Annotated in this window: 17 protein-coding genes and 4 pseudogenes; 10 read left to right on the forward strand and 11 right to left on the reverse strand. The window is 70.3% G+C overall.

The window, feature by feature from the left end:
* The 3 genes from JF597_RS35325 to JF597_RS35335 all read left to right on the forward strand — a co-directional run.
* Positions 1-257, forward strand: a 257-nt coding sequence (locus JF597_RS35325) for a zinc-binding dehydrogenase (protein WP_294004953.1), incomplete at its 5' end; no start/stop codon positions are given.
* Between the two features lie 52 nt (positions 258-309).
* A complete protein-coding gene (locus JF597_RS35330) occupies positions 310-549 on the forward strand; it encodes a hypothetical protein (protein ID WP_294004956.1) in 240 nt (79 codons plus the stop codon).
* Entirely contained in the window at positions 506-1399 is an 894-nt protein-coding gene (locus JF597_RS35335; RefSeq protein ID WP_294004959.1) for a hypothetical protein, read from the forward strand. The genes JF597_RS35330 and JF597_RS35335 overlap by 44 nt, the downstream gene beginning before the upstream one ends.
* 195 nt (positions 1400-1594) lie before the next feature.
* On the opposite strand, the pseudogene JF597_RS35340 reads toward JF597_RS35335, so the two are convergent.
* Positions 1595-1792, reverse strand: a pseudogene (locus JF597_RS35340) (LuxR C-terminal-related transcriptional regulator); the annotation flags it as partial.
* A 184-nt stretch (positions 1793-1976) separates the two neighbouring features.
* Between JF597_RS35340 and JF597_RS35345 the strand changes: the two are divergent.
* Entirely contained in the window at positions 1977-2951 is a 975-nt protein-coding gene (locus JF597_RS35345; protein WP_294004961.1) for a site-specific integrase, read from the forward strand.
* A 101-nt stretch (positions 2952-3052) separates the two neighbouring features.
* On the opposite strand, the gene JF597_RS35350 is transcribed toward JF597_RS35345, so the two are convergent.
* Positions 3053-3814, reverse strand: coding sequence for an SDR family NAD(P)-dependent oxidoreductase (locus tag JF597_RS35350; RefSeq protein ID WP_294004964.1), 762 nt, complete (start codon positions 3812-3814; stop codon positions 3053-3055).
* A gap of 189 nt (positions 3815-4003) precedes the next feature.
* On the opposite strand from JF597_RS35350, the gene JF597_RS35355 reads away from it, so the two are divergent.
* Positions 4004-4876, forward strand: a complete 873-nt coding sequence (locus JF597_RS35355; RefSeq protein WP_294004967.1) for a helix-turn-helix transcriptional regulator — start codon at positions 4004-4006, stop codon at positions 4874-4876.
* 114 nt (positions 4877-4990) lie between these two features.
* Here JF597_RS35355 and JF597_RS35360 read toward each other — a convergent pair whose 3' ends face one another.
* The 5 genes and pseudogenes from JF597_RS35360 to JF597_RS35380 form a co-directional block, all read right to left on the reverse strand.
* Positions 4991-5653, reverse strand: coding sequence for a Tn3 family transposase (locus tag JF597_RS35360; protein ID WP_294005055.1), 663 nt, complete (start codon positions 5651-5653; stop codon positions 4991-4993).
* 175 nt (positions 5654-5828) lie between these two features.
* Positions 5829-6287, reverse strand: a pseudogene (locus JF597_RS35365) (DUF4158 domain-containing protein); the annotation flags it as partial.
* 135 nt (positions 6288-6422) lie between these two features.
* Positions 6423-6917 (reverse strand): annotated as a pseudogene (locus tag JF597_RS35370) (response regulator transcription factor); the annotation flags it as partial.
* Entirely contained in the window at positions 6914-8062 is a 1149-nt protein-coding gene (locus tag JF597_RS35375) for a histidine kinase (protein ID WP_294005058.1), read from the reverse strand. The pseudogene JF597_RS35370 and the gene JF597_RS35375, both read right to left, overlap by 4 nt.
* A 62-nt stretch (positions 8063-8124) precedes the next feature.
* Entirely contained in the window at positions 8125-8673 is a 549-nt protein-coding gene (locus JF597_RS35380; protein WP_294004973.1) for a hypothetical protein, read from the reverse strand.
* 647 nt (positions 8674-9320) lie between these two features.
* On the opposite strand from JF597_RS35380, the gene JF597_RS35385 reads away from it, so the two are divergent.
* The 3 genes from JF597_RS35385 to JF597_RS35395 all read left to right on the forward strand — a co-directional run bounded on the left by JF597_RS35385 (position 9321) and on the right by JF597_RS35395 (position 11159).
* Positions 9321-9851, forward strand: a complete 531-nt coding sequence (locus JF597_RS35385) for a hypothetical protein (RefSeq protein WP_294004976.1) — start codon at positions 9321-9323, stop codon at positions 9849-9851.
* Between the two features lie 302 nt (positions 9852-10153).
* Positions 10154-10588: a winged helix-turn-helix domain-containing protein gene (locus JF597_RS35390; protein WP_294004979.1), complete on the forward strand. Its 435-nt coding sequence runs from the start codon at positions 10154-10156 to the stop codon at positions 10586-10588.
* A 37-nt stretch (positions 10589-10625) separates the two neighbouring features.
* Positions 10626-11159 carry a transposase gene (locus tag JF597_RS35395; RefSeq protein WP_294004982.1) on the forward strand — a complete coding sequence of 178 codons (534 nt, stop codon included), beginning with the start codon at positions 10626-10628 and terminating at the stop codon, positions 11157-11159.
* 113 nt (positions 11160-11272) lie between these two features.
* On the opposite strand, the pseudogene JF597_RS35400 reads toward JF597_RS35395, so the two are convergent.
* A pseudogene (locus JF597_RS35400) lies at positions 11273-11963 on the reverse strand (carbohydrate esterase); the annotation flags it as partial.
* A gap of 189 nt (positions 11964-12152) precedes the next feature.
* Between JF597_RS35400 and JF597_RS35405 the strand changes: the two are divergent.
* Complete coding sequence (locus JF597_RS35405) at positions 12153-13832, forward strand: rhamnogalacturonan lyase B N-terminal domain-containing protein (RefSeq protein ID WP_294004985.1); 1680 nt, start codon at positions 12153-12155, stop codon at positions 13830-13832.
* Positions 13833-13844: 12 nt separating this feature from the next.
* Here JF597_RS35405 and JF597_RS35410 read toward each other — a convergent pair whose 3' ends face one another.
* On the reverse strand, positions 13845-15254 hold the full coding sequence (locus JF597_RS35410; RefSeq protein ID WP_294004988.1) for an RICIN domain-containing protein: 1410 nt from the start codon (positions 15252-15254) through the stop codon (positions 13845-13847).
* A 186-nt stretch (positions 15255-15440) separates the two neighbouring features.
* On the opposite strand from JF597_RS35410, the gene JF597_RS35415 reads away from it, so the two are divergent.
* On the forward strand, positions 15441-17540 hold the full coding sequence (locus JF597_RS35415; RefSeq protein WP_294004991.1) for an autotransporter: 2100 nt from the start codon (positions 15441-15443) through the stop codon (positions 17538-17540).
* Between the two features lie 76 nt (positions 17541-17616).
* Here the strand turns inward: JF597_RS35415 and JF597_RS35420 are convergent, their stop codons facing one another.
* Both JF597_RS35420 and JF597_RS35425 read right to left on the reverse strand, forming a co-directional pair.
* Positions 17617-18471, reverse strand: a complete 855-nt coding sequence (locus tag JF597_RS35420) for a PhzF family phenazine biosynthesis isomerase (RefSeq protein ID WP_294004994.1) — start codon at positions 18469-18471, stop codon at positions 17617-17619.
* Between the two features lie 33 nt (positions 18472-18504).
* On the reverse strand, positions 18505-19890 hold the full coding sequence (locus tag JF597_RS35425) for an amino acid permease (protein ID WP_294004997.1): 1386 nt from the start codon (positions 19888-19890) through the stop codon (positions 18505-18507).
* Positions 19891-19963 lie beyond the last annotated feature (73 nt).

Raw genomic sequence — 19963 nt, forward strand, 5'->3', positions numbered from 1 at the left:
AGCCGGGCGGGCGCATCGTCGGCCTCCACCCCACGCCTGCAACGTTCGTGAAGGCCGCTCTGCCGGGCCCCTTCCGCATCCTGGTCGCCCAGGCCGCGCCAGAGGATCTTGAGGAGGTCGCGCGCGCCGCCGGACAGGGCACCCTGCGGGTGCCGATCGCCCGCACCGTGCCGCTCACGGAAGCCATCAAGGCGCTCACCGAACTCGAGCGCGATGGCACACCCAAGGGCGGCAAGCTCATCATCACGACCGCCTGACGCTCACCGCCGGCCGGCCGTCGGCTTCACCTCCACTACAGGAGTTCTTCGAATGAGTGCACAGATCTGGGTGCTCGGCGGCCCCGGGCACAGCGGCCGCTCCATCGCGGCACACCTCGCCCGGGGCGGCCTGGCGGCCGTGCTCGTCGGCCGGGACGCACGCCGCCTGCACGCCGCAGCGGAGCAGACCGGCAGCGTCGGCTTCTTCCCTGACCGCCGCCGCGGAAATCCGGCAGCAACGACCCGGCGTGGTCATCAACACGGTGGGGCCGTTCACCACGACGGCCCATGAGGTCGTCGACGCCTGCCATGCCGTCGGCAACCACTACCTCGACCTGGCGAACGATGTCGCGGCGCTCTCCGCTGCATTCGAGATGCACGACGCGGCCACCCAGGCGGGGCACACGCTCGTCACCGGCGCCGGGTTCGGCGTGACCGCCACGGAGAGCGTCGTGGTGAAGCTGTGGGAGGGCCGTCCCGCACCGCTTCGGGTCCGGGTCGACATGGTGCCCTCGATGGCGGTGGAGGAAGGCACTGCCGGTGAAGCCTTGATCGGCACCCTCCTCGGCGGCCTCGAAGGCCGTCAGATCACTGACGGTCATCTGGCGCCCGCCCGGATTCTCAGCGATGCGGTGCGTCTCACCCTGCCGGACGGATCGCAGGTGACCACGGCAAGCATGCCGTTGGGCGAACTTCTCGCGGCTCACCGGGCGAGCGGCGCCCGCCATGTCCTTTCGGCGTCCAGCGAGGCACCGTCCTCGCCCGTGATCCGGGCGATGATGCCGGCCGTGAGCACGCTCATGCGGTGGGAGCGGCTGCGATCGTTCACCACACGCTGCCTCGCACAGGTACGCGTCAGGGCGAAGGGACGGCCGCGTGAGCACTCCTGGGGGCACGCCGTCGTCACCTGGGCGGACGGCGAGACCCGAGAGGGCTGGCTACGCCCGGGCGACGCACAGGAGTACACCGGAGCAGTGCCCGCGGAGATCGCCCGGCGGCTCCTGGCCGGTGAGGGCCGACCAGGCGCATACACCCCGGCCGCCCTCTTCGGCCCTGCCCTCGCCGAATCGTGCGGCGCCGCATACCTGCTGCCTGAGCCCGGCCGGCGACGACACGCGTCCGACTCCGGCCCGACGCGCTGACCTGTCGGCGGCTGCCGCAGCCGAGCACTTGTCGGCGTACGAATCAGCGTTCACGTGTGCGCCGACACCGCGTATCTAGGCGTAGTCAGTGAATGGTCCTGGTGAGGTCGCCGATCCAGCGGGGCGGGGCACGCAGATGGCGGCCAGCCACCGGCTCAGCGCACGGACGGCCTGACCGCCCGAACCGGGCCCGGGTCATGCCAGGCCGGCCGCAATGGCCTGGCGGACGGCGTCGGCGCGGTCCTGGATGCCGGCTTTGGCGAACAGGTTGTTGATGTGGGTCTTGACCGTGGCCTCGCTGATGAAGAGTTTCTCGGCGATGGCACGGTTGGAAAGGCCCTGGCCGATAAGGGTGAACACCTCGCGTTCGCGGCGGGTGAGGTCCGCAGGAAGCGGGGGTTGAGGAACATCCATGTCAGATCGTGCGCTAAGCCGACGTCGGTCCTGGTAGGCGGCTGACGGAGCGTCGGCGGCCGGACCCGTCTGAAGTCTTCCCACGGATAACACCCGTCACCTGCGGTGACGGTCTCCGGTCGCTGCGTGAAGCGGCCCTGTTATCTGCGGCAAGAGGGAAGCGGTGCCCACCATCGTGCAGTTGCCGACTGGAAAGGCGTTGACCGTCCGCGCGGCGGCGGACGTGTTCCTCGACTCGCTCGGCAACCCGAATACGGCCCGGAACTACGGGATCGGGGTGGGCAAGACCGCCGAGCGGATCGGCGAGGGCCGGCCGCTGGCCTCGGTCGCGGACGATGAAATCGGCGAAGCCCTCGAACTGCTCTGGGGCACCGCGGCGGTCAACACCTGGAACTCCCGCCGGGCGGGGGTGCTGTCCTGGCTCGGCTGGTGCCGGGATCGCGGCTACGAAGGGCCGATGGTCCCGGCCTGGGCGAAGCGGCTGACGGTGCCGGACTCTGAGACCCTCGCCCGCTCAAAGATGGCCATTGACCGGCTGATCGCGCGGCGCGAGGTGCACCTGCGGGAGAAGACGCTGTGGCGGATGCTGTACGAGACCGCCGGACGGGCGGAGGAGATCCTCGGCGTGAACATCGAGGATTTGGACCTCGCCGCGCGCCGCTGCCTGGTAAAGGCGAAGGGCGCCCGGACCAAGGCCCGCCGCCGGGGCCAGGCGCGCGAGGACTACGTTCTGGAGACCGTGTACTGGGACGCTGGCACCGCCCGGCTGCTGCCCCGGCTCCTCAAAGGCCGCACCCGTGGGCCGGTGTTCGTCACCCACCGCCGTCCAGGTCCGGGCAAGGTCGTCAGCCGCCGCGATGTCTGCCCGGACACCGGCCTGGCGCACCTGTCGTACGGGCAGGCCCGCGCGCTGCTGGACGAGCACACCGCCCTGCGCGGCTTGGGAACGGGCTGGGATCTGCACGAGTACCGTCACTCTGCCCTGACCCACCTCGGCGAGCAGGGCGCCTCGCTGCTGATGCTGATGGCGAAGTCCCGGCACAAGAAGCCGGAGAATGTCCGCCGCTACTTCAAGCCCTCCCCGGAGGCGATCGCCGAACTCACCGGCCTGCTCGCCCCCGGAGACGCCCGCCGCTGAAACTGCCGCCGCCCGGCAGGGTGGGCCGCGTGGGCGGGGCCGTTCGGGTGGCGGGGTCCGGGCGATGAGCGATGAGGCCGCCGATCGGGAGGGGAAGGGTGTCAGCCTTGGCGGCTGGGGAGCATGGCCAGGGCCTGGGATCGCTGTGCGACGAGGTCGTCGTAGGTGCCGTCGCGCTGGGCCCAGCGGTGCATGAGGACGCCCTTCACGAGGATTTCGTGGGGGGTGGGGTCCTGCGAGAGCAGGTGCATGACCTCGGTGGCGAAGTCGTCGAGCGGCAGCGCGTGCGGGTTCACCTTTTCCTGTCCTGCTGTGGCGACGGCCGGGGGGACGAGCTCGACGACGCCGACACCGGTGCCGTCGAGTTGCGCGCGCAGTGCCTCGGAGTAGGCGTGCACCGCGGCCTTCGAGGCGGCGTAGCTCGGCATGGGCGGGAACGGCAGGAAGGCGATGCCGGAGGTGACGGTGATGAAGGTGCCGGTACCCCGCCGGACCAGGTGCGGGGTGAAGGCGTCGATGACCCGGATGGTGCCGAGCAGGTTGGTGTCGATCGTCGTTGCTGCCGCCTCGAAGTGCGCGGGGTCGCGCAGGTCCTCCAGGAGCATGACGCCCGACATCGTCACCACGGTGTCCAGCTCGGGGTACCGGGCGAGCACGGCGTCACGGACGGATGCGACGGAGAAACTGTCGGTGACGTCGATGCCGAACGTGCCGAAACCTTCGTCGGCGAGTTCCGAGAGTGCCTCCGGGCTGCGGCCGCCAACGGCCACGGTGCTGCCCCCCGCAGCGAACCGCCGGGCCAGCTCTCGCCCGATACCCGAGGTTCCGCCGACGATGAGAACGGTGCGGTTGGAGAGATCCACGAGATCTTCCCTTCAGTCCAGGGCGCCGCCGGCGTTCAGGCCCGCGGCACAGACAGTGATGCTCTCTGTCTCTTTCAAACCAGTGCTATCGCAGTCTTGACGGCATCCGCCGGGTGTGGCAGGGCCCCCGTCTTCCCTGGTCCTGCCAGGACCCCCTCTGGGACACGCGCACCGCATTACGGTGTCGGTATGAAGGACGAGGAATCCGGCAACCAGCTCGGCAACTACCTCCGTGCCCGACGCGAACTGGTCTCCCCGGCACAGGCAGGACTCCCGCCCGGGGGCAACCGCCGCGTGCCCGGCCTGCGCCGCGAGGAAGTCGCCCTGCTCGCCGGAATCAGTCCCGACTACTACCTGCGCCTGGAACGGGGCCGTGACAAGAACCCCTCACCGCAGGTCCTCGAATCACTCGCGCGCGTCCTGCAGCTCGACGACATCGAGCGGACGTATCTGCTCGGCCTCGCGGCGGCACGCCCCAGGGCGCCGCGGCGCAAGAGGCCCGAGCACGTACCGGCGCGCGTGCACGAGCTGCTCGCCCACCTTCAGATCCCCGCGTTCGTCGAAGGGCGCGCGTTCGATGTCCTGGCCTCCAACCCCATGGCGGTCGCGCTCTCCCCCCGCCTGCAGCCCGGCCAGAACCGGCTTCGTTCTCTCCTCCTTGATCCTGAGGAACAAGCCTTCCACCAGGACTGGACGAAAGCCACTGCCGATTTCATCGCCGCCCTTCGCACCACCATCGGGGACGACACCGACAACCCCCGCTTCGTCGAACTCGTCGGAGAACTCGCACTGTCCAGTCAGCGGTTCCGTACCCTGTGGGCCCGCCACGACGTCCGCAGTCTCGACGGAGGCACGACCACCGTCCACCACCCCGTCGTCGGTGAACTACGCCTCCACCGCGACAAACTCCCCATCGACGACGTCATCCTCGTCGTCTACTACCCCGACAAGGACAGCGACAGCGACGAGAAACTGCGTCTCCTCGCCGCACTCTCACACACCGAGTCCGCCGGTACAGCACACGACAGACCCGCGGACGCCCCGCGCCCAAAGACACCCTGACGAGCACGCGCCGCCCCGGCGTCGCAACCAGAACACCCGCACCATGCCGCACTGGCCGCACCGCCGGACGTACCTCCATGGTCCTCCCGTCCGGCGGTGCGGGCCAGGACCCGGTCAGCCCTCGTCGGTGACGTCCGGGTCGCGCAGCGGGCGCAGGCCACCGGGCAGGTCGGGAAGCTGGAAGGAGTACGGGCCGAGCATGTTGATGTGATGCCTGACGAACGGCGAGAGGCGGGCCACGTCCTCGTCACGGACGTCGAAGCCATCCGCGCGCAGCTGATTCACCGCGGCGTCCATGTACCGCGTGTTGAAGAGCACGAGGGCGTTGAGGACCAGGCCCAGGGCGCCGATCTGGTCCTCCATGCCGTCCTGGTAGCGCTGGTACAGCTGCCCCTGCTTCCCATGGAAGATCTTCCGAGCAAGGGCGTGGCGGCCCTCCTGGAGGTTGGCCTGCATCTTGATCTGGCGGCGGTAGCCGGGCTCGTCGGCCAGGCGCAGGATGTGCAGGGCCTTGGTGATCCGCCCGTAGTGGGCGATCGCGTCGCCGAGCGGCGTGGGGCGGCCGTCGCGGGACAGCATCCGGATCACGTCGTACGCGCGCACGGCCCCGGTGTGGATGGAGCCGATGATGCGAAGGATGTCCTCCCAGTGCCGTTCGATCCGGGCGAGGTCGATCCGGCCGCGGGCGGCGTCCTGGAAGGCGCTGTAGTCGGCGGTGCGGTCGATGCGCCACATCTTCTGGTCCGGCAGGTCCGCGAGCTGCGGCGCGTACGAGATCCGCGAGCACCGGGCCCGCGCTGCGGCACCAGCAGCCTGGTCCTGACCGCAGGATCAGCGACCGGCTGTCGGCGCCGGGTGCAGCGCGCATGCCCGACGCATCGTCGAGGAGACATCAGGCAAGGCGGCAGAGCTGCGTCTGGTACGACGGCGGCACCCTGATGATCAAGACGTACTCGCGCAGCCACCCGGCCGCTGCGTCGAACAGCGACTTCGGCCCGTCGCCGGTCGTCCAGCCCCGCGCATCCAGCCACTCGCTCAGCTCGTCACGCACCTGGGTGAAGTCCCGCCAGCCTCCGGCCTCCTGGATCTCTCCGGCGTGTGTACGGGCCGTCCCGTCCCGCTCGCCGTATTCCTTCAGGCACGACGCATCAGCGATCCCCAGTTGCTCGGCGAGGTACTCGGCGACCTCCGCCGGCACCTGCCGAGGGTCCGGCATGAACCGGCCCAGGTAGCGCACGCTCGTCAACTGGACCGCGAACCCGAGCCGGTTGTGCGAACGCCGTTTGGCCTGCACTTTTTCCAGATCCGAGTCATCCAGGAAGAAGTACCGCTCCAGCTGCGCACGTGACGGCGCTCGGTTGAACGCCGCGTACTGGGCTGCCGGTTGATCAGACAGGAACTCAACCGCCACCAGGACCTCCGAAGATCGACAACATCGACCCGCGAAGGCTGGCCCTACGATCAGCCCAGGTCAAAGCGTCATTGGAGGCCGCGAGGGCTTAGCGCACGATCTGACATGGATGTTCCTCAACCCCCGAAGCGGCTGCCCGCCGGCCGGCGGGCGCGTGCGGACGGTGGCCAGGAGACGGTTCCGCACCTCGTGGTCGAGTACGGACTGTCCCGCGGCGGCGGCCCGGATCGCGCGGACGATGTCCTGGCGCCCCGCGTTCTTCGTCAGATAGCCGCGAGCACCGGCGCTCAGGGCGTCCAGGATCGAGTCGTCGTCAGCGAAGGTGGTCAGCACGACCACGGCCGTTCCCGGGTGTTCCTCGCTCAGCCGGCGGGTGGCCTCGGTACCGTCCATCACCGGCATGCGCAGGTCCATCAGGACGACGTCGACCGGTGCGGCGGCCACGGCGGCGAGCACCTCGGTGCCGTCCGCGGCCGCGGCCACGACGTCGATGTCCTCGGTCATGTCGAGCACCGCGGCCAAGGGCTCGCGGACGGCGGCCTGGTCGTCGGCGACGATCACCTTCAGCGGGCGCTCGGTCAGCGGGTCCTGCGGGTTGCGTGGCTCCTGGGCCGGTTCGTTCGTCGTCATCCTCGGATCACTGCCTCCACCTGCCAGCCGCCCCGGTCCGGTCCCTCGGTGAGCGGACCCGCGGTGAGGGTGCCGCCCAGCAGGGCGACGCGTTCGCGCATTCCTATCAGTCCCATCCCGCTGCCGACACCCGCGGTCGCCTCACCGGTCGCGGGCCCGTTGCGGACGGCAAGGCTGGTCGAGGCGGCGTCGAACGTCAGCTCCACCGCGATCTCGGCCCCGGGAGCGTGCCGGGCCGCGTTGGTCAGCGCCTCCTGCGCGATGCGCAGCACGTTCTGGGTGACCTGTGCCGGCAGCTCTCGGACGGCCCCGGTGGCGGTGAGCACCTCGCGGTGGCCGGACGACTCGATCATGGCGGTCAGACTTTCGAGCAGCGGAAGGGAGTCCTCGCGCAGCGCGTGCACGGTCCACTGGGCCTGCTTCAGGCTCTCCCTGACAAGGCTCTGCGCCTTGTTGTGCGCCGCGCGGACCTTCTCCAGGTCGCCGGTGTCCATCAGGGCGTCCGCCAGCTCCAGATGCATGTTGATCCCGGCCAGCGAGTGCGCCAGCACATCGTGGACGTCGCGGGCGATGCGGCCGCGTTCGGTGAGCACGGCCGTTCGCGCCTCGGCCCGCGCGGCCCGCTCGGCGGACTCGGCGGCCTGCAGCCTCGCCTCCACCGCCTGTTGCCTGCCCCGGCCCAGGATCCCGGCCACCACCGGGACGCCGGTGCTGAGGCCGGAGGTCCAGGTGAGCACCTGGTGATCGGGACCGACGTAGAAGTAGAAGACAGCGCCGCACAGCAGGCTGGACAGGGCCGCGACCGCCAGGGCCGGCCTGAGGGGGAGCCGGTAGCCGGCATGGCCGACGAGGAAGTAGGCGAAGAGGTAACCGGAGCCGCTGTTGCTCGCCTCGAGCAGGGCGGCAGCCGCCACGACACCGGCGGTCAGCCAGACCAGCGCGGTCGGGCGTGGGACGTCGGGCGGCAGATGCCTGGCCAGCAGAGCGAGGGAGTTGACCACCAGCAGGGCGACCACGGCCAGGCCGCGGCCGCTGACGCCCACCGGCCGCACCGTGCTGACCGCGATGGCGATGATCAGCAGCGTGACGGCCCACTGGAGGCGGGCGGCGTGCCGGAGCACGACCCGAGGGCCGAGCTCCCGCAAGGAGGCCGGCCCGGGGGCGGGGAGATTGTCGGAAACGGACACGGCGCGACGATAGCCCGTGTTCACACGGTCCGGTCCGCGGCGACCGCCGCGCGCCGTCCGTCGACCTCCGGCTGCCGCTGCTCCCGGGTGGCCATGCGGCCGCGGAGGAATATGGTGCCCAGCCGTGTGACCACCTCGGTGAGTGCCATCAGCACGAACGCGGCCACCCACGCGTCCTGCGTGGTGATCTGGTGGGCCAGGCTGAAGCGGGCCACGTCGTCGGCGCCGCCGTGGTCGACCCACAGCTGGAAGCCCATCCGCGCCCCCATGCCCAGCACCCACAGCGTCGCGGAGACCGCGCCTGCCTTGATGAAGAGATGCGTGCCGGTCCTGCGTATACGGGTGTAGATGCCGCCCGCGACGCCGAGGGCCGCGCCGACGGCGACGAGCGCGCCGATCAGCCCCAGGTCATTGCCGGCCGTGGGCACGGTGTTCAGGTAGCTGTGGGCGACGAAGGCCACGATCCCCAGGGGGATCACGTACGACTTCGCGTCGAGGCTGCCCTCCCGCAGCTGCCGGAAGACGACGAGGAGGAGAGCGATATCGGTGATCCAGTCAGTCGTTGTCATGCCCCAAGCCTGCTGACACAGGCCGGTACACGCCTGGACCCACAGGTGGAACTACGGGTGGAGTCCCGTCAGCCGGAGAACCCCCGGACTCACGGGAGCAGCAGTCGTTCCAGCAGGACGACGAGGGGAACACCTGGAGCACGGCGCGTCGGCCCCCTTGCCGCACTCACCGTGTTCGACGAGAACCACGCCAGCTCCTCCCGGGACAAGTTCAAGCACTGGACGGACGCGGACAAGGACGGCTCCAACACGCGCGCCGAAGTCCTCCTGGACGAACCGTCACCGCCCCGAGGTCGGCAGGAAGTGCGCGCTGACCGGCGGCAGCTGGTACAGCCCCCACGACGACCGCTCCCTCGGCAGCGCCAGCAAACTGGACGTCGACCACCTGGTATCCGCACCTACGACGCAGCAAGAGCGGCATCACAGCACTTCAACCAGTGGGCGACATGCCGCTCACGAATACAAAGAACCCCGGGGCCCTGCCGGGCGCCCGAACAGAGTGCGGACCTCCCGTCCGGGTTGACCGATCGGCAACCCTTCGCTCATCACGAATTTACGTTCGATGTCTACCCGCGTAGCAGTCCAGCAGAGTGTCATGGACACGACCTCGGCGACCATCGCCGAGCCTCATGTCTCAGGAGACACTCATGCGTCCCATCGCACGCATACCGGCCGCGGCCGGCTCGGCTCTGGCTCTGACGTTCAGCGGCCTCATCCTCGGCTTCAGTGCCGGTACGGCCCAGGCCAGCACCTGCTCCCAGTCCTATCTGCCGCTGCCTGACCCGACGTGCACGCCGGGTGTGTACAACCCCGACGTCACCCAGTCGACGATCAACTCCACGATTTGTGTGTCCGGCTGGACGGCGACCGTCCGCCCGCCCACCTCCTACACCAACCCGCTCAAGGTGCAGGGCATCGCGGACTACGGCTACTCGGACACCTCCACCGCCGACTACGAGGAAGACCACTTCATCCCGCTGGAACTCGGTGGCTCCCCGCGCGACCCGAAGAACCTGTGGCCGGAGCCGTACTCAGGCACCAAGACGGCCACGACGAAGGACGGCGTCGAGACCAAGCTCAAGAACGCGGTCTGCGACGGCAGGATCACCCTGTCCGCCGCACGCACCGCTATGAAGAACAACTGGACCACGGCACTCAGCGTTACCGGCATCGGTTGATACCGAACTGGCCGGTGACGTCCGTCTGTAGTGAGCGTCACCGGTCAGTGCTGGCCACCCGTACGCACCGGCACCGAGTCCTACCGCGTCATTCACGCCGGGACCCAAGCCGAACGCACCACTGCCGGCTGGCCAGAGCGGGGCGCCGGGCTCTCATTCCCTCAACAGTGACGCGCCAGCCAGCGCTCGCTTGACCTCAGCCGCAGGGAAGGGAGTGCGCTTGCTCTCCCCAAGCAGTCGGCGATGGAAGTCGTCCAGGACGATTGCGTTTGACTCGGCCGCAGTTGGCCGAGGCCCGTCGCATGCGCGCGGCCGAGATGTTCGAGCGGGGGTGTGCGCAGGCCGAGGTCGCGCGGGCGGTGGGGGTCTGCCTGGAGAGCGTCCGGCGTTGGAGACGCGTGTGGGAGCAGGGCGGAACGCAGGCACTGCGACGGCGCCCTGCCGGCGGCCGGCCGCCCAAACTTGATGACGCCCAAGTCGCAGCCGTGGAAGCGGCGTTGGTGCAGGGCGCCCAAGCGCACGGGTTCGAGGCCGATCTGTGGACTCCGGAACGGGTGGGTGTGCTGGTGGAGCGGCTGACCGGGGTGCAGCTGGCACGGGCGTCGGTGTGGCGGCTGCTGACCGGGCGGCTGGGCTGGAGCCTGCAGCGCCCCCAGCGCCGGGCCGTCGAGCGGGACGACGCCGAGATCGCCCGGTGGATCGCCCACGAGTGGCCCCGCATCAAAAAGGGGCGGTGAAGAAACGTGCTGGATCGTCTTCTTCGACGAATCGGGTGTGTCCCTGCTGCCCCAGATACGCCGCACCTACGCGCCCCGCGGCCGCACTCCCACCCTGCGGCACCGGCTGAACTGGAAACGGGCCGGGATGGCCGCCGCGCTGGGCTACCACGCCGCCGACAGCGAACGCGGACCGCGGCTGTGCTTCCACCTCAAGCCGGGCAGCTACGACACCACTTCCCTGATCGAAGTGCTGGAACAGATCAAGACCTTCTACGCCGGCGAGCCGGTGGTGCTGGTCTGGGACGGACTGTCCGCCCACTGGAGCCGGGGCATGCGGGCCTGGGTGGGCGAACAGGACTGGCTTGAGCTGGAGCGGCTTCCGGCCTGTGCACCCGAACTCAACCCCGTGGAACTGCTGTGGTCGGCCATCAAAGCACGCGAGCTGGCCAACCTTGCCGAAGACCACCTCGCCGACGTCGCCGACGCAGCCGAACGCGGCATCCACCGAGTCTGCTCCAGCGAGCAACTCCCATGGTCCTTCCTCACCCACACCGGCCTAACAATCCATCCCCAAACACCACAGAACTAACGACAAACTCAGTAAGCGGGCGCATACGTTGAAATAAACGTCGAATACCGTCGGACCCGCATGTTCCTTGATCACGACCTGGTGACTCAACGTACCAATGATGGAGACAGGACGGTCGTCTTGTCGTTGTGCGCCAGCTGGATGAGGACCAGGTCACCCGGGCGGATCAACGGCTGGACGGAACCCCAGAGTTGCGGGTTCTGCACGTAGGTCACGGTACTTTCGCCGGAGTCGGCGTAGTTGGCGACGGCGACGCCCTTGCGCACGTACTGCGGGAGCTGCTGGCCCCAGCCGGTGTAGGGGGCGGCCGGCTGGTCGCAGACGTGTGGAGTCACCGACCAGGAAGATCTGCCGGGTGATGGGGGTCCCCCCGCGCAAGCGCGTTCGAGCGTGGGGGAGGGCGGCGGGGGTGACCCGGATGCCGGCGAGAGCGGGTGCCGGGCCGCCGATGGCGAGGTCCAGCCCGGGGGTTCCGTCGGGGCCCGTCGGTTCGCCCTCGGGGGTGCGGACGTTCACCGTGAAGCCGCGGGTCACCTGCCGCCCCGCGGCCACGGCCGTCTCGGGGAGGAGCGATCGGCGGGTCTCCCCGCTGATGCTCGTGGCGGACGCGGCCGCGCCGCCGAGCCGGACCGTCACGTCGTAGTCGCCCGGCGGGACGTCGAAGTGGCAGGCGGCCGCGGTGCAGTTCTCGATGCCCAGGGGCGGCCGCCGGCCGTGGGCCCGGGCGGCGGGGGCGGCCGTCAGGCAGGCGGCGAGGACGGCCGCCGCGAGCGCGGCGGCACGGACTCCGTTGAAACGTCTCACTCGGGACTCCTCCGTCGTGGCGACATGACCTGGCGCGGACCGTACCCCTAACTGGCAAGCGCTTTCCAGCCCCTGGACCAGTTTCCGCAAAATGCCAACTCCATGACGGCGAAAGCCCTTTCGCGAAATCGATTCAACTGTCACTCTCACACTCACCCGCACCCCCGCCCCACCGAAGGAGGCACCCCCATGTCCGGATCCACCGGGAGACCGCTCGGACGCCGCACCTTCGTCCTCGCCGGCGCGGCCGCCGCCGGCACCGCGGCCCTCGCCGGACCGCTCGCCGAGACCGCCTCGGCCGCGAGCTTCGGCTGGTCGGACGACGGCTCGAACTACGTCGTCGACACCGGCGCCAACCTGGTCTTCAAGGTCAGCAAGACCAACGGCGACCTGACCTCGCTGGTCTACAAGGGCACCGAGTACCAGGGCTACGGAGGCAAGAACTCACACGTCGAGTCTGGCCTCGGCACCTCCACGGTGACCATCGCCCAGTCCGGCACCACGATCCTGATCTCGGTCACCTACGGCACGCTGAAGCACTACTACGCGGCCCGCAGCGGCGAGAACAACATCTACCTGTGGACCAACAAGGCCGACTCGTCCGTCACCGCCACCCGCTACATCGTGCGCGTCAAGGCGGGCCTGTTCCTCAACGACGAGCCGGATTCCTACACCTACGCGCCCACCGTCATCGAGTCCGCCGACGTCTTCGAGAAGTCCGACGGCCAGACCCGCGCCAAGCACTACTCGAAGCTGCGGGTGACGGACTACGACTACATCGGCTGGACGGCCGGCGGCGTCGGCCTGTGGATCGTGCGCAGCAACCACGAGAAGGCCTCCGGCGGTCCGTTCTACCGCTCGCTGCTGCGCCACCAGAGCGCCGACGGCGGCGGGCTGTACGAGATCCTGTACTACGGCGAGAACCAGACGGAATCGGAGCGCTACGGCCTCCAGGGCCCGTACGTCATCGCCTTCACGGACGGCGGCGCGCCCTCCTCGTCCCTGTACCCGGGCACCCTCACCACGTCATGGGCGGACTCGCTCGGCATCTCCGGATACGTGGCGGCGAGCGGCCGCGGCCGGGTGGCCGGCGTCGGCATCTCGGGGCGGGACACCGCCTACGCCTACACCGTGGGCCTCGCCAACTCGGCCGCGCAGTACTGGGGTTCGGCGCGCTCCTCGGACGGCTACTTCTCGATCCCGGGGGTCCTGCCCGGGACGTACACCCTCACCGTCTTCAAGGGCGAACTGGCCGTCTACACCGGCTCGGTGAGCGTCTCGGCGGGTTCCACCACCACCCTGAACACCCTCGCGATCCCCTCCTCCAACGACCCGAGCAACGCCTCCGCGATCTGGCGCATCAACAACTGGGACGGCACCCCGGTCGGGTTCAAGAACGCCGAGCTGATGACGTACGCGCACCCCTCGGACGTACGGGCCGCCTCCTGGACCGGGAACGTGGTCATCGGCAGCGGCACCGAGACCTCGGCCTTCCCCTGCTACCTGTGGAAGGACGTCAACAGCGGGATCGTCGTCTACTTCAGGCTGACGGCCGCCCAGGCCGCCGCCGCGCACACCCTCAGGATCGGCGTGACGACGGCCTACGCGAACGGCCGGCCGCAGGTCGTCGTCAACGACACCTGGACCTCGGCCGTTCCCTCGCCGCCCACCCAGCCGAGCACCCGGTCGCTGACCGTGGGCTCGTACCGGGGCAACAACCACACGTTCACCTACAGCGTGCCGGCGTCCGCCTGGCTGACGGACACCAGCTCCTACAACACGCTGAAGATCTACGTGGCGAGCGGCTCGGGGACCACGTCCTTCCTCAGCGCCGGCACCTCGATCGACGCGATCGACCTGCTGGCCTGAGCCGAGGGGCGATCATGATCCACGTGTCCACTGCTGGTTCGTGCCGCCGTTGCACGTGTACGTGATGACGGCGGCCGAGTTGGCGGTGGACGCGCCGCTCACGTCCAGGCACTCGCCGGACGTGCGGGCCTTGATGTTCACGTACGACCCCGAGGTGACGACCGACCACTGCTGGGTGGTGGCGCCGGTGCAGTCCTCCTGGGTGACGTTCGTGGCGTTCTCCTGGAGGCAGAGCGAGCTGCCGCGGCCCATCAGCTCGTAGTAGCCGGTGCCCAGGTCCTTGAACCACCACTTCTGGTTGGTGCCGCCGTTGCAGGTGTACTGGCTGATCGCGACGGCCTCCCAGAGGGACTGGTTCGGGACGTCGGCGCACTTACCGCTGTGCCGGGCGATCAGGGTGTTGTAGGTCGCGCCGGTGCCGCTGATCGTGCCGGCCGCCGTGTCGACGGAGATCTCCGGGTACCAGGACATCGACATCGAGGTGTCGGTCGGGAAGGTCAACGGCAGCCAGACGTAACGGGAGTCGTTGACCGTGCCGCCGAAGGAGTTGCCCCAGCGGTCGCCCATGTAGAGGTACGAGGTGCCCGAAGTGCCGCTGACCGGGAGGACGTACGCGGTCTGGGACCCGTACGCCGTGGAGTCGCCGACGTTGGTCCAGGAGGTCCAGGGTCCGGCGAGCGAGGTGGCGGTGGCGTACTTCTGCTGGTTGGGGCTCCAGCCGGTGGCGGCCGAGGTCAGCATGAAGTAGACGCCGTTCCGCTTGAAGAGGGCCGGGGCCTCGCGGCTCGCGCCTGCCCAGGGGTTGGCGACCAGGCCGGCGATGCCGGTGTAGTCGGCGGTGAGCTTGTAGATGTGCAGGTCGGCGTTCTCGTTGGACGCCGAGACCATGTAGGCGGTGCCGTCGGTGTCGACGAACGTGGTGAGGTCGCGGGACATGTACTGGCCGAGCGGCTGGAAGCTGCCCTGGTAGGTGTAGGTGCCGTCGACGGTGTCGGAGACGGCGACGGCGGCGCGGGCCTGGCTGTAGTCGACGCCGTTCTCCTTGTGCATCCACATCACGAACTTGCCGGTGGACGCGTTGTAGATGACCTTCGGGCGCTCGATGTAGGCGGTGCCGAGTTCGGAGGCGGAGGTCTGGGTGAGGACGTGGTTGCGGAACTCCCAGGTCTTCAGGTCGGTGGAGCGGTAGGCGTCCACCGACTTGAAGGTGTTGTCGGAGTTGCGGTCCTCGCCGAACCAGTAGTAGTAGCCGCCGACCTTGATGACCCCGCCGCCGTGGGCGTGGACGATGTTCCCCGAGGTGTCGGTGAACCGGGTGCCGTTGGTGACGGTCTGGGAGGCGGCCGCGGCCGGTCCCGCGGCGGCCAGGGCGCCGATCACCGCCAGGCAGAGGGACAGCAGGATCGCGTACGCACGTCTCATCTCACACACGCTCCTTGAGTGTTCCTGATGAGTTCTGGGGGATTCTGAGATCGCCGAAAAGGTAAGGGCGTGTTACGAGAAGGTCAACGGATCTGACAAGACAAGGGGGAAAGCGATTTCTCAGCGATCCGTTCGCGGGGCTCGATTTTCTGTTATCCACGGCCGTCCGGCCCCGTCTCCGATCACGTGCGCACCCATCTCCACACCACCGCAGCGGCCGTCGGCGCCCTCGCCGCCCTCCTGGCCTCCGCTCCCCCGGCCTGTGCCGCCGGCGCCCGGGACGTCACCGCCGACGTGCTCGCCGACCGGGACGTGACTCTCACCGGCGACACGGTCGTCACCGTGCCCGCCGGGACGACGACGTACGACGGCGTCCTGCACGGCGAGGGCACGCTCACCGTGCGTGGCGGCGGCACCCTGATCCTCACCAGGGACAGCGACTTCACCCTGCCGACGGCACGGCAACGGCAGGTCGTGCGCACCCTGGGCGGCAACCACCCGTACACGACGGTCACCCACCCCGACCCGCCCGCGATCACGGTCGAGCGCGGCGCGACCCTGCAGTACGGCACGGGCGACGGCACCGGCCTGATCGGCCACTTCCCGTACCGGACCCCCGGCTATCAGCTGAACCAGCTCAACATCCGCGTGGACGGCACCCTGCGCCTGTCCCTCACCCGCACCTTCAACATCGGCACCATCAGCGGCTCGGGCCTGGTGACCCAGCCCCGCAACATGTGGGGCACGCTGGACCTGGCGGGCACGCAGCCGTTCTCCGGGGTCATCGACAACGGCACCGGGATGGCCGTCGGCCGCCCGGAATACCCGGTGGCGCTCCCCCGCGCCCGCGCGATCCTCAACCAGGGCTCCTGGATCATCGACACCCCGCTGTACCAGACGATCACCCTGCGCCAGGACTTCTACCAGCGGGCGTACGGCAGTGACGTCAACGTCCACTCGCGGCCGGGCAGCAAGGTGGTCCTCACCGGCCAGTACAGCTACAGCGACCGGGGCGGCGACACCAACCCGTCGCTGAGCGACCCCTCGCTCGACTGGAAGCCGATCGCCCACCAGTTGAACAAGCGTGGGACGAACATCGAGGGTGCCGACGTGCACTGGGGCGACGGGACGACCCACCGGATCTTCATGCCGGGAACGAAGGACACCGTCTACATCAACCTGCACGCGGCCAGCGGCCGCCGCTCGAAGCTCACCTTCGACTACGACGGACCCGTGACGCTGGGCGCCCCGATCGGCGGCGGCCGCTACCACGACACACTGGCCGCGCCCGGCGTCGGGGACATCGTGATCGCGGGGACGCGCGGGAACGACGTGACCTTCGCGGCCGCCCAGGACTACGACGGCTCGACGACCATCGAGAACGGCGCGGTGCTGCGGCTGGGTTCGGGCGCCGAGGGCGGCGACGGCTCGCTCCTCACGGGTACCGAGCGCCGGCGCGTCGAAAACGACGGCACCCTGGTCGTCCGCAACACCTCGACGCCGGTCCGCCTGGCACACGTCGGCGGTTCCGGGTCCCTCGTGCAGTCGGGGGCGGCCACCACCACGCTCACCGGCGACGCGGTGACGTACACCGGGACGACCACCGTCGGGCGGGGCACCCTCGCCCTGCGGTCCGGGGCGACCCTCGTGCACAGCGAGGCGATCCGGCTCACCTCGGCGGGGGCCCGTCTGGACCCGGGCACGGCGGGCCTGCGGGTGCTGACCGCGCTCTCCGGGAAGGGCACCGTGCTGGGCTCCGTCACGAACGACAGACTGGTGGCGACCGGGCTGACGGTGAAGGGGGACTACACCCAGCACAGACGGGGCGAACTGGCCCTGCAGAAGCAGCCGTTGAAGGTGTCGGGCCGTGTCGCCCTGGCCGGTGGCCTCGACCTGTCCGCCGCGGGCACCGCCCCGGCCCGCCGCATCACCGTGATCGACCACACCGGCGGGGCCCCGACCACCGGCGCCTTCGACGGCCTCGCCGAGGGCACCGCGGTCAAGCTGGCCGACACCGTCTACCGGATCACCTACCGGGGCGGCGACGGCAACGACGTGGTCCTCGACGCGAAGTCCACCAAGGCCAGGACGGAGGCGGACACCACGGACCCCGCCGCGTCCAGCGCCTCCCCCGCCGTGACCACCCGCACCGCCGCCCACTCCGCGGACGCCTTCGGCTGGTGGCCCTACGCCCTGTGCCTCGGCCTCCTCGGCGGCCTGATGGTCCCGGCGGGCCTGCGCAGCCGGCGCCGGGGACGTGCCAAGGGCGGTCGGCACGCGTCCTGACGGCCTGCCGGCGGCGTCCGCCACACCGCACTGAGCCGTGCGGCGGTCGGCGAGGTGCCGCGTGGGGAACGGGATCTCACGCCGGAGACGGCGCCGGGAAGCCCCCTGGTCCGACGGTGATCTCCGCCGTGCCGCCCACGAGGATCCGCGGGCCGTTCCCGGCGCGGCGTACGGCCGTCCTGATCGTCGCCGGGGCGCCGAGGCGGTCGCCCATGTCGACGGTGAGGGCCGGGAGGCCCTCGGAGGCGAGGTGGGCGGCCAGGCAGGCCGTGCTGTTGGCGTTGGCGATGTCCTCGGGGACGCCGATCGAAGGGGCGAACATCCGGGCCGTGACACGGCCGTCCGGTGTCGGGGCCGAGTACAGGTAGCAGCCCAGCAGCGCCGACCGGTCGCAGGCGGCGCGGAGGCGGTCGAGGTCGGGGGTCAGCGCGGCGACGGCGGACCGGGTGGGCAGCGGGACCAGGAGACGAGGCCGGCCGAGCGAGGCGACGACCGCGCCGGGGGCGTTGCCGGGGAGCCCCAACGCGGCGAGCGCGTCGTCCAGTTCGTCGCCGGTCAGCGTGCGCAGGTGTACCGGGCCGGGAGCGAACCAGCCCTCCAGCACGCCGTTCGCGTGACGGACCGCGCGGCCCTGGAGGGTGCCGGTCCGCGTGCTGAGGGTGACGTCGCGGGTCCCGGTGCGTGCGGCGAGTACGGCCAGTGCGGCGACCGTGCCGTGGCCGCAGCCGGGGAGTTCGCCCGCGGCGGTGCAGAAGCGCAGCGACACCGCTCCGGTGGCCTCGTCGGCGGAGAGGAACACCGCGTGCGAGGCGCCGGTCCGGGCGGGTACCGCGCGCCGTTCGTCGTCGGTGAGCGGCAGGTCGTCCAGGACCGCGGTGGGGCTGCCCCCGCGGCCGTCGCGCAGGCAGGCCCGGACGATGGTGACGGTCACGGCGGCGAGCCTAGAGGAACCGCCGCGGTGGCGTCAGGGGGTGGCTTCCTCCCGCTGCCGCCCGCGCAGCCACACGTACACCGGGATCCCCGCGAACAGGAACAGCACACCCTGGTAGACGGCCGCGTAGCCGGCGCCCGCGATCAGCCAGAAGGAGAAGGCGAAGGAGAGGGCGGCGACGATCAGGTCGCGGACCAGGCCGGCCGGGCGGACCCGTGCGCGGGTGCCCTGGGCGAGCCAGTAGAGCTGGGCGGCGGCGGAGAGGAGGTAGGGGACGCAGCCGGTGAAGGTGGTGATGAGGACCAGGACGCGGAACGTGGTGTCGGGGCCCGCCGTGTAGTTGAGGGCGATGAGGAGGGTGCCGAGGACGGCGACCGCCCAGACGCCGAAGCCGGGCACCCCGCCCTTGCCGGCCTTCGCGAACGGCTTCGGGAAGAGGCCGTCGCGGGCGGCGGCGTACGGCATCTGCGCGGCCATCAGGATCCAGCCGTTGAGGCAGCCGACGATCGAGGCGACGGCGACCAGTGCGATCGCGGTGCCGCCCCAGCCGCCGCCGGTGATCGCGTTCACCGCGTCGGCGAAGGGCGCGCCGGACTTCACCAGCCTGTCGTGCGGGACCAGGCCGAAGACGGCGACCGTGCCGAGGATGTAGACGACGGCGGAGCCGAGCGTGCCGAGCACGCTCGCGCGGCCGACCGTGCGCTCCGGGTTCTCCACCTCGCCGGCACTGACCGCGGCCGACTCGACGCCGAGGAAGCTGTAGAGGAGCAGGGCGGCCGCGGCGGCGAGGGCGCCGGGGGTGCTGTCGCCGGACGCGTTGAACGGGCCGAAGTTGTCGGTGTCGACGAAGAACAGGCCGACGGTGGCGACCAGGAGGAGGGGCACGAACTTCAGGACCGTCGAGACGATCTGGACCGCGCCGACGTAACGGGTGCCGGCGAAGTTCGCGGCGGCCGGGAGCCAGAGCGCGACGAGCGCGACGGCGCCTTCGAGGAGGTGGTTGCCGTGGAGGGGGACCAGGACGTCGACGTAGCCGACGACCGCGACGGCGAGGGCCGCGATGCTGACCCAGCACATCGTCCAGTACGACCACGCGGAGAGGAAGCCGGCGAACGGGCCGAACGCGTCGCGCGGGTAGACGTACAGGCCGCCGGTGACCGGGCTGCGGCGGGCCAGCTTGCCGAAGAGCAGGGCGAGCAGCACGGCGGCGACGGACAGGACGACGAAGGCGAGCAGGCTGACCGTGCCGTACGGGGCGACGGCGGCGGGCAGCGCGAAGATGCCGCCGCCGATGATGTTGCCCATGACCAGGGCGGTCGCGGCGGCGAGGCCGAAGGTGCGGCGGGGACCGCTCGGGGCCGGGGTGGGTTCCGTGGCCTCGGCGGGGGTGGGGACGGGGGCGGGCGCGGGGGCTGTCATGGCGGTTCCGGGGGAAGTGCGTACGGGCGTTCGGCGGTGGGGAGCGGGGAGTCGGGTGATCGTATACCCGGTG

This window comes from Streptomyces sp., assembly GCF_019510245.1.
In the GTDB taxonomy this organism is placed as follows: Bacteria; Actinomycetota; Actinomycetes; order Streptomycetales; family Streptomycetaceae; genus Streptomyces.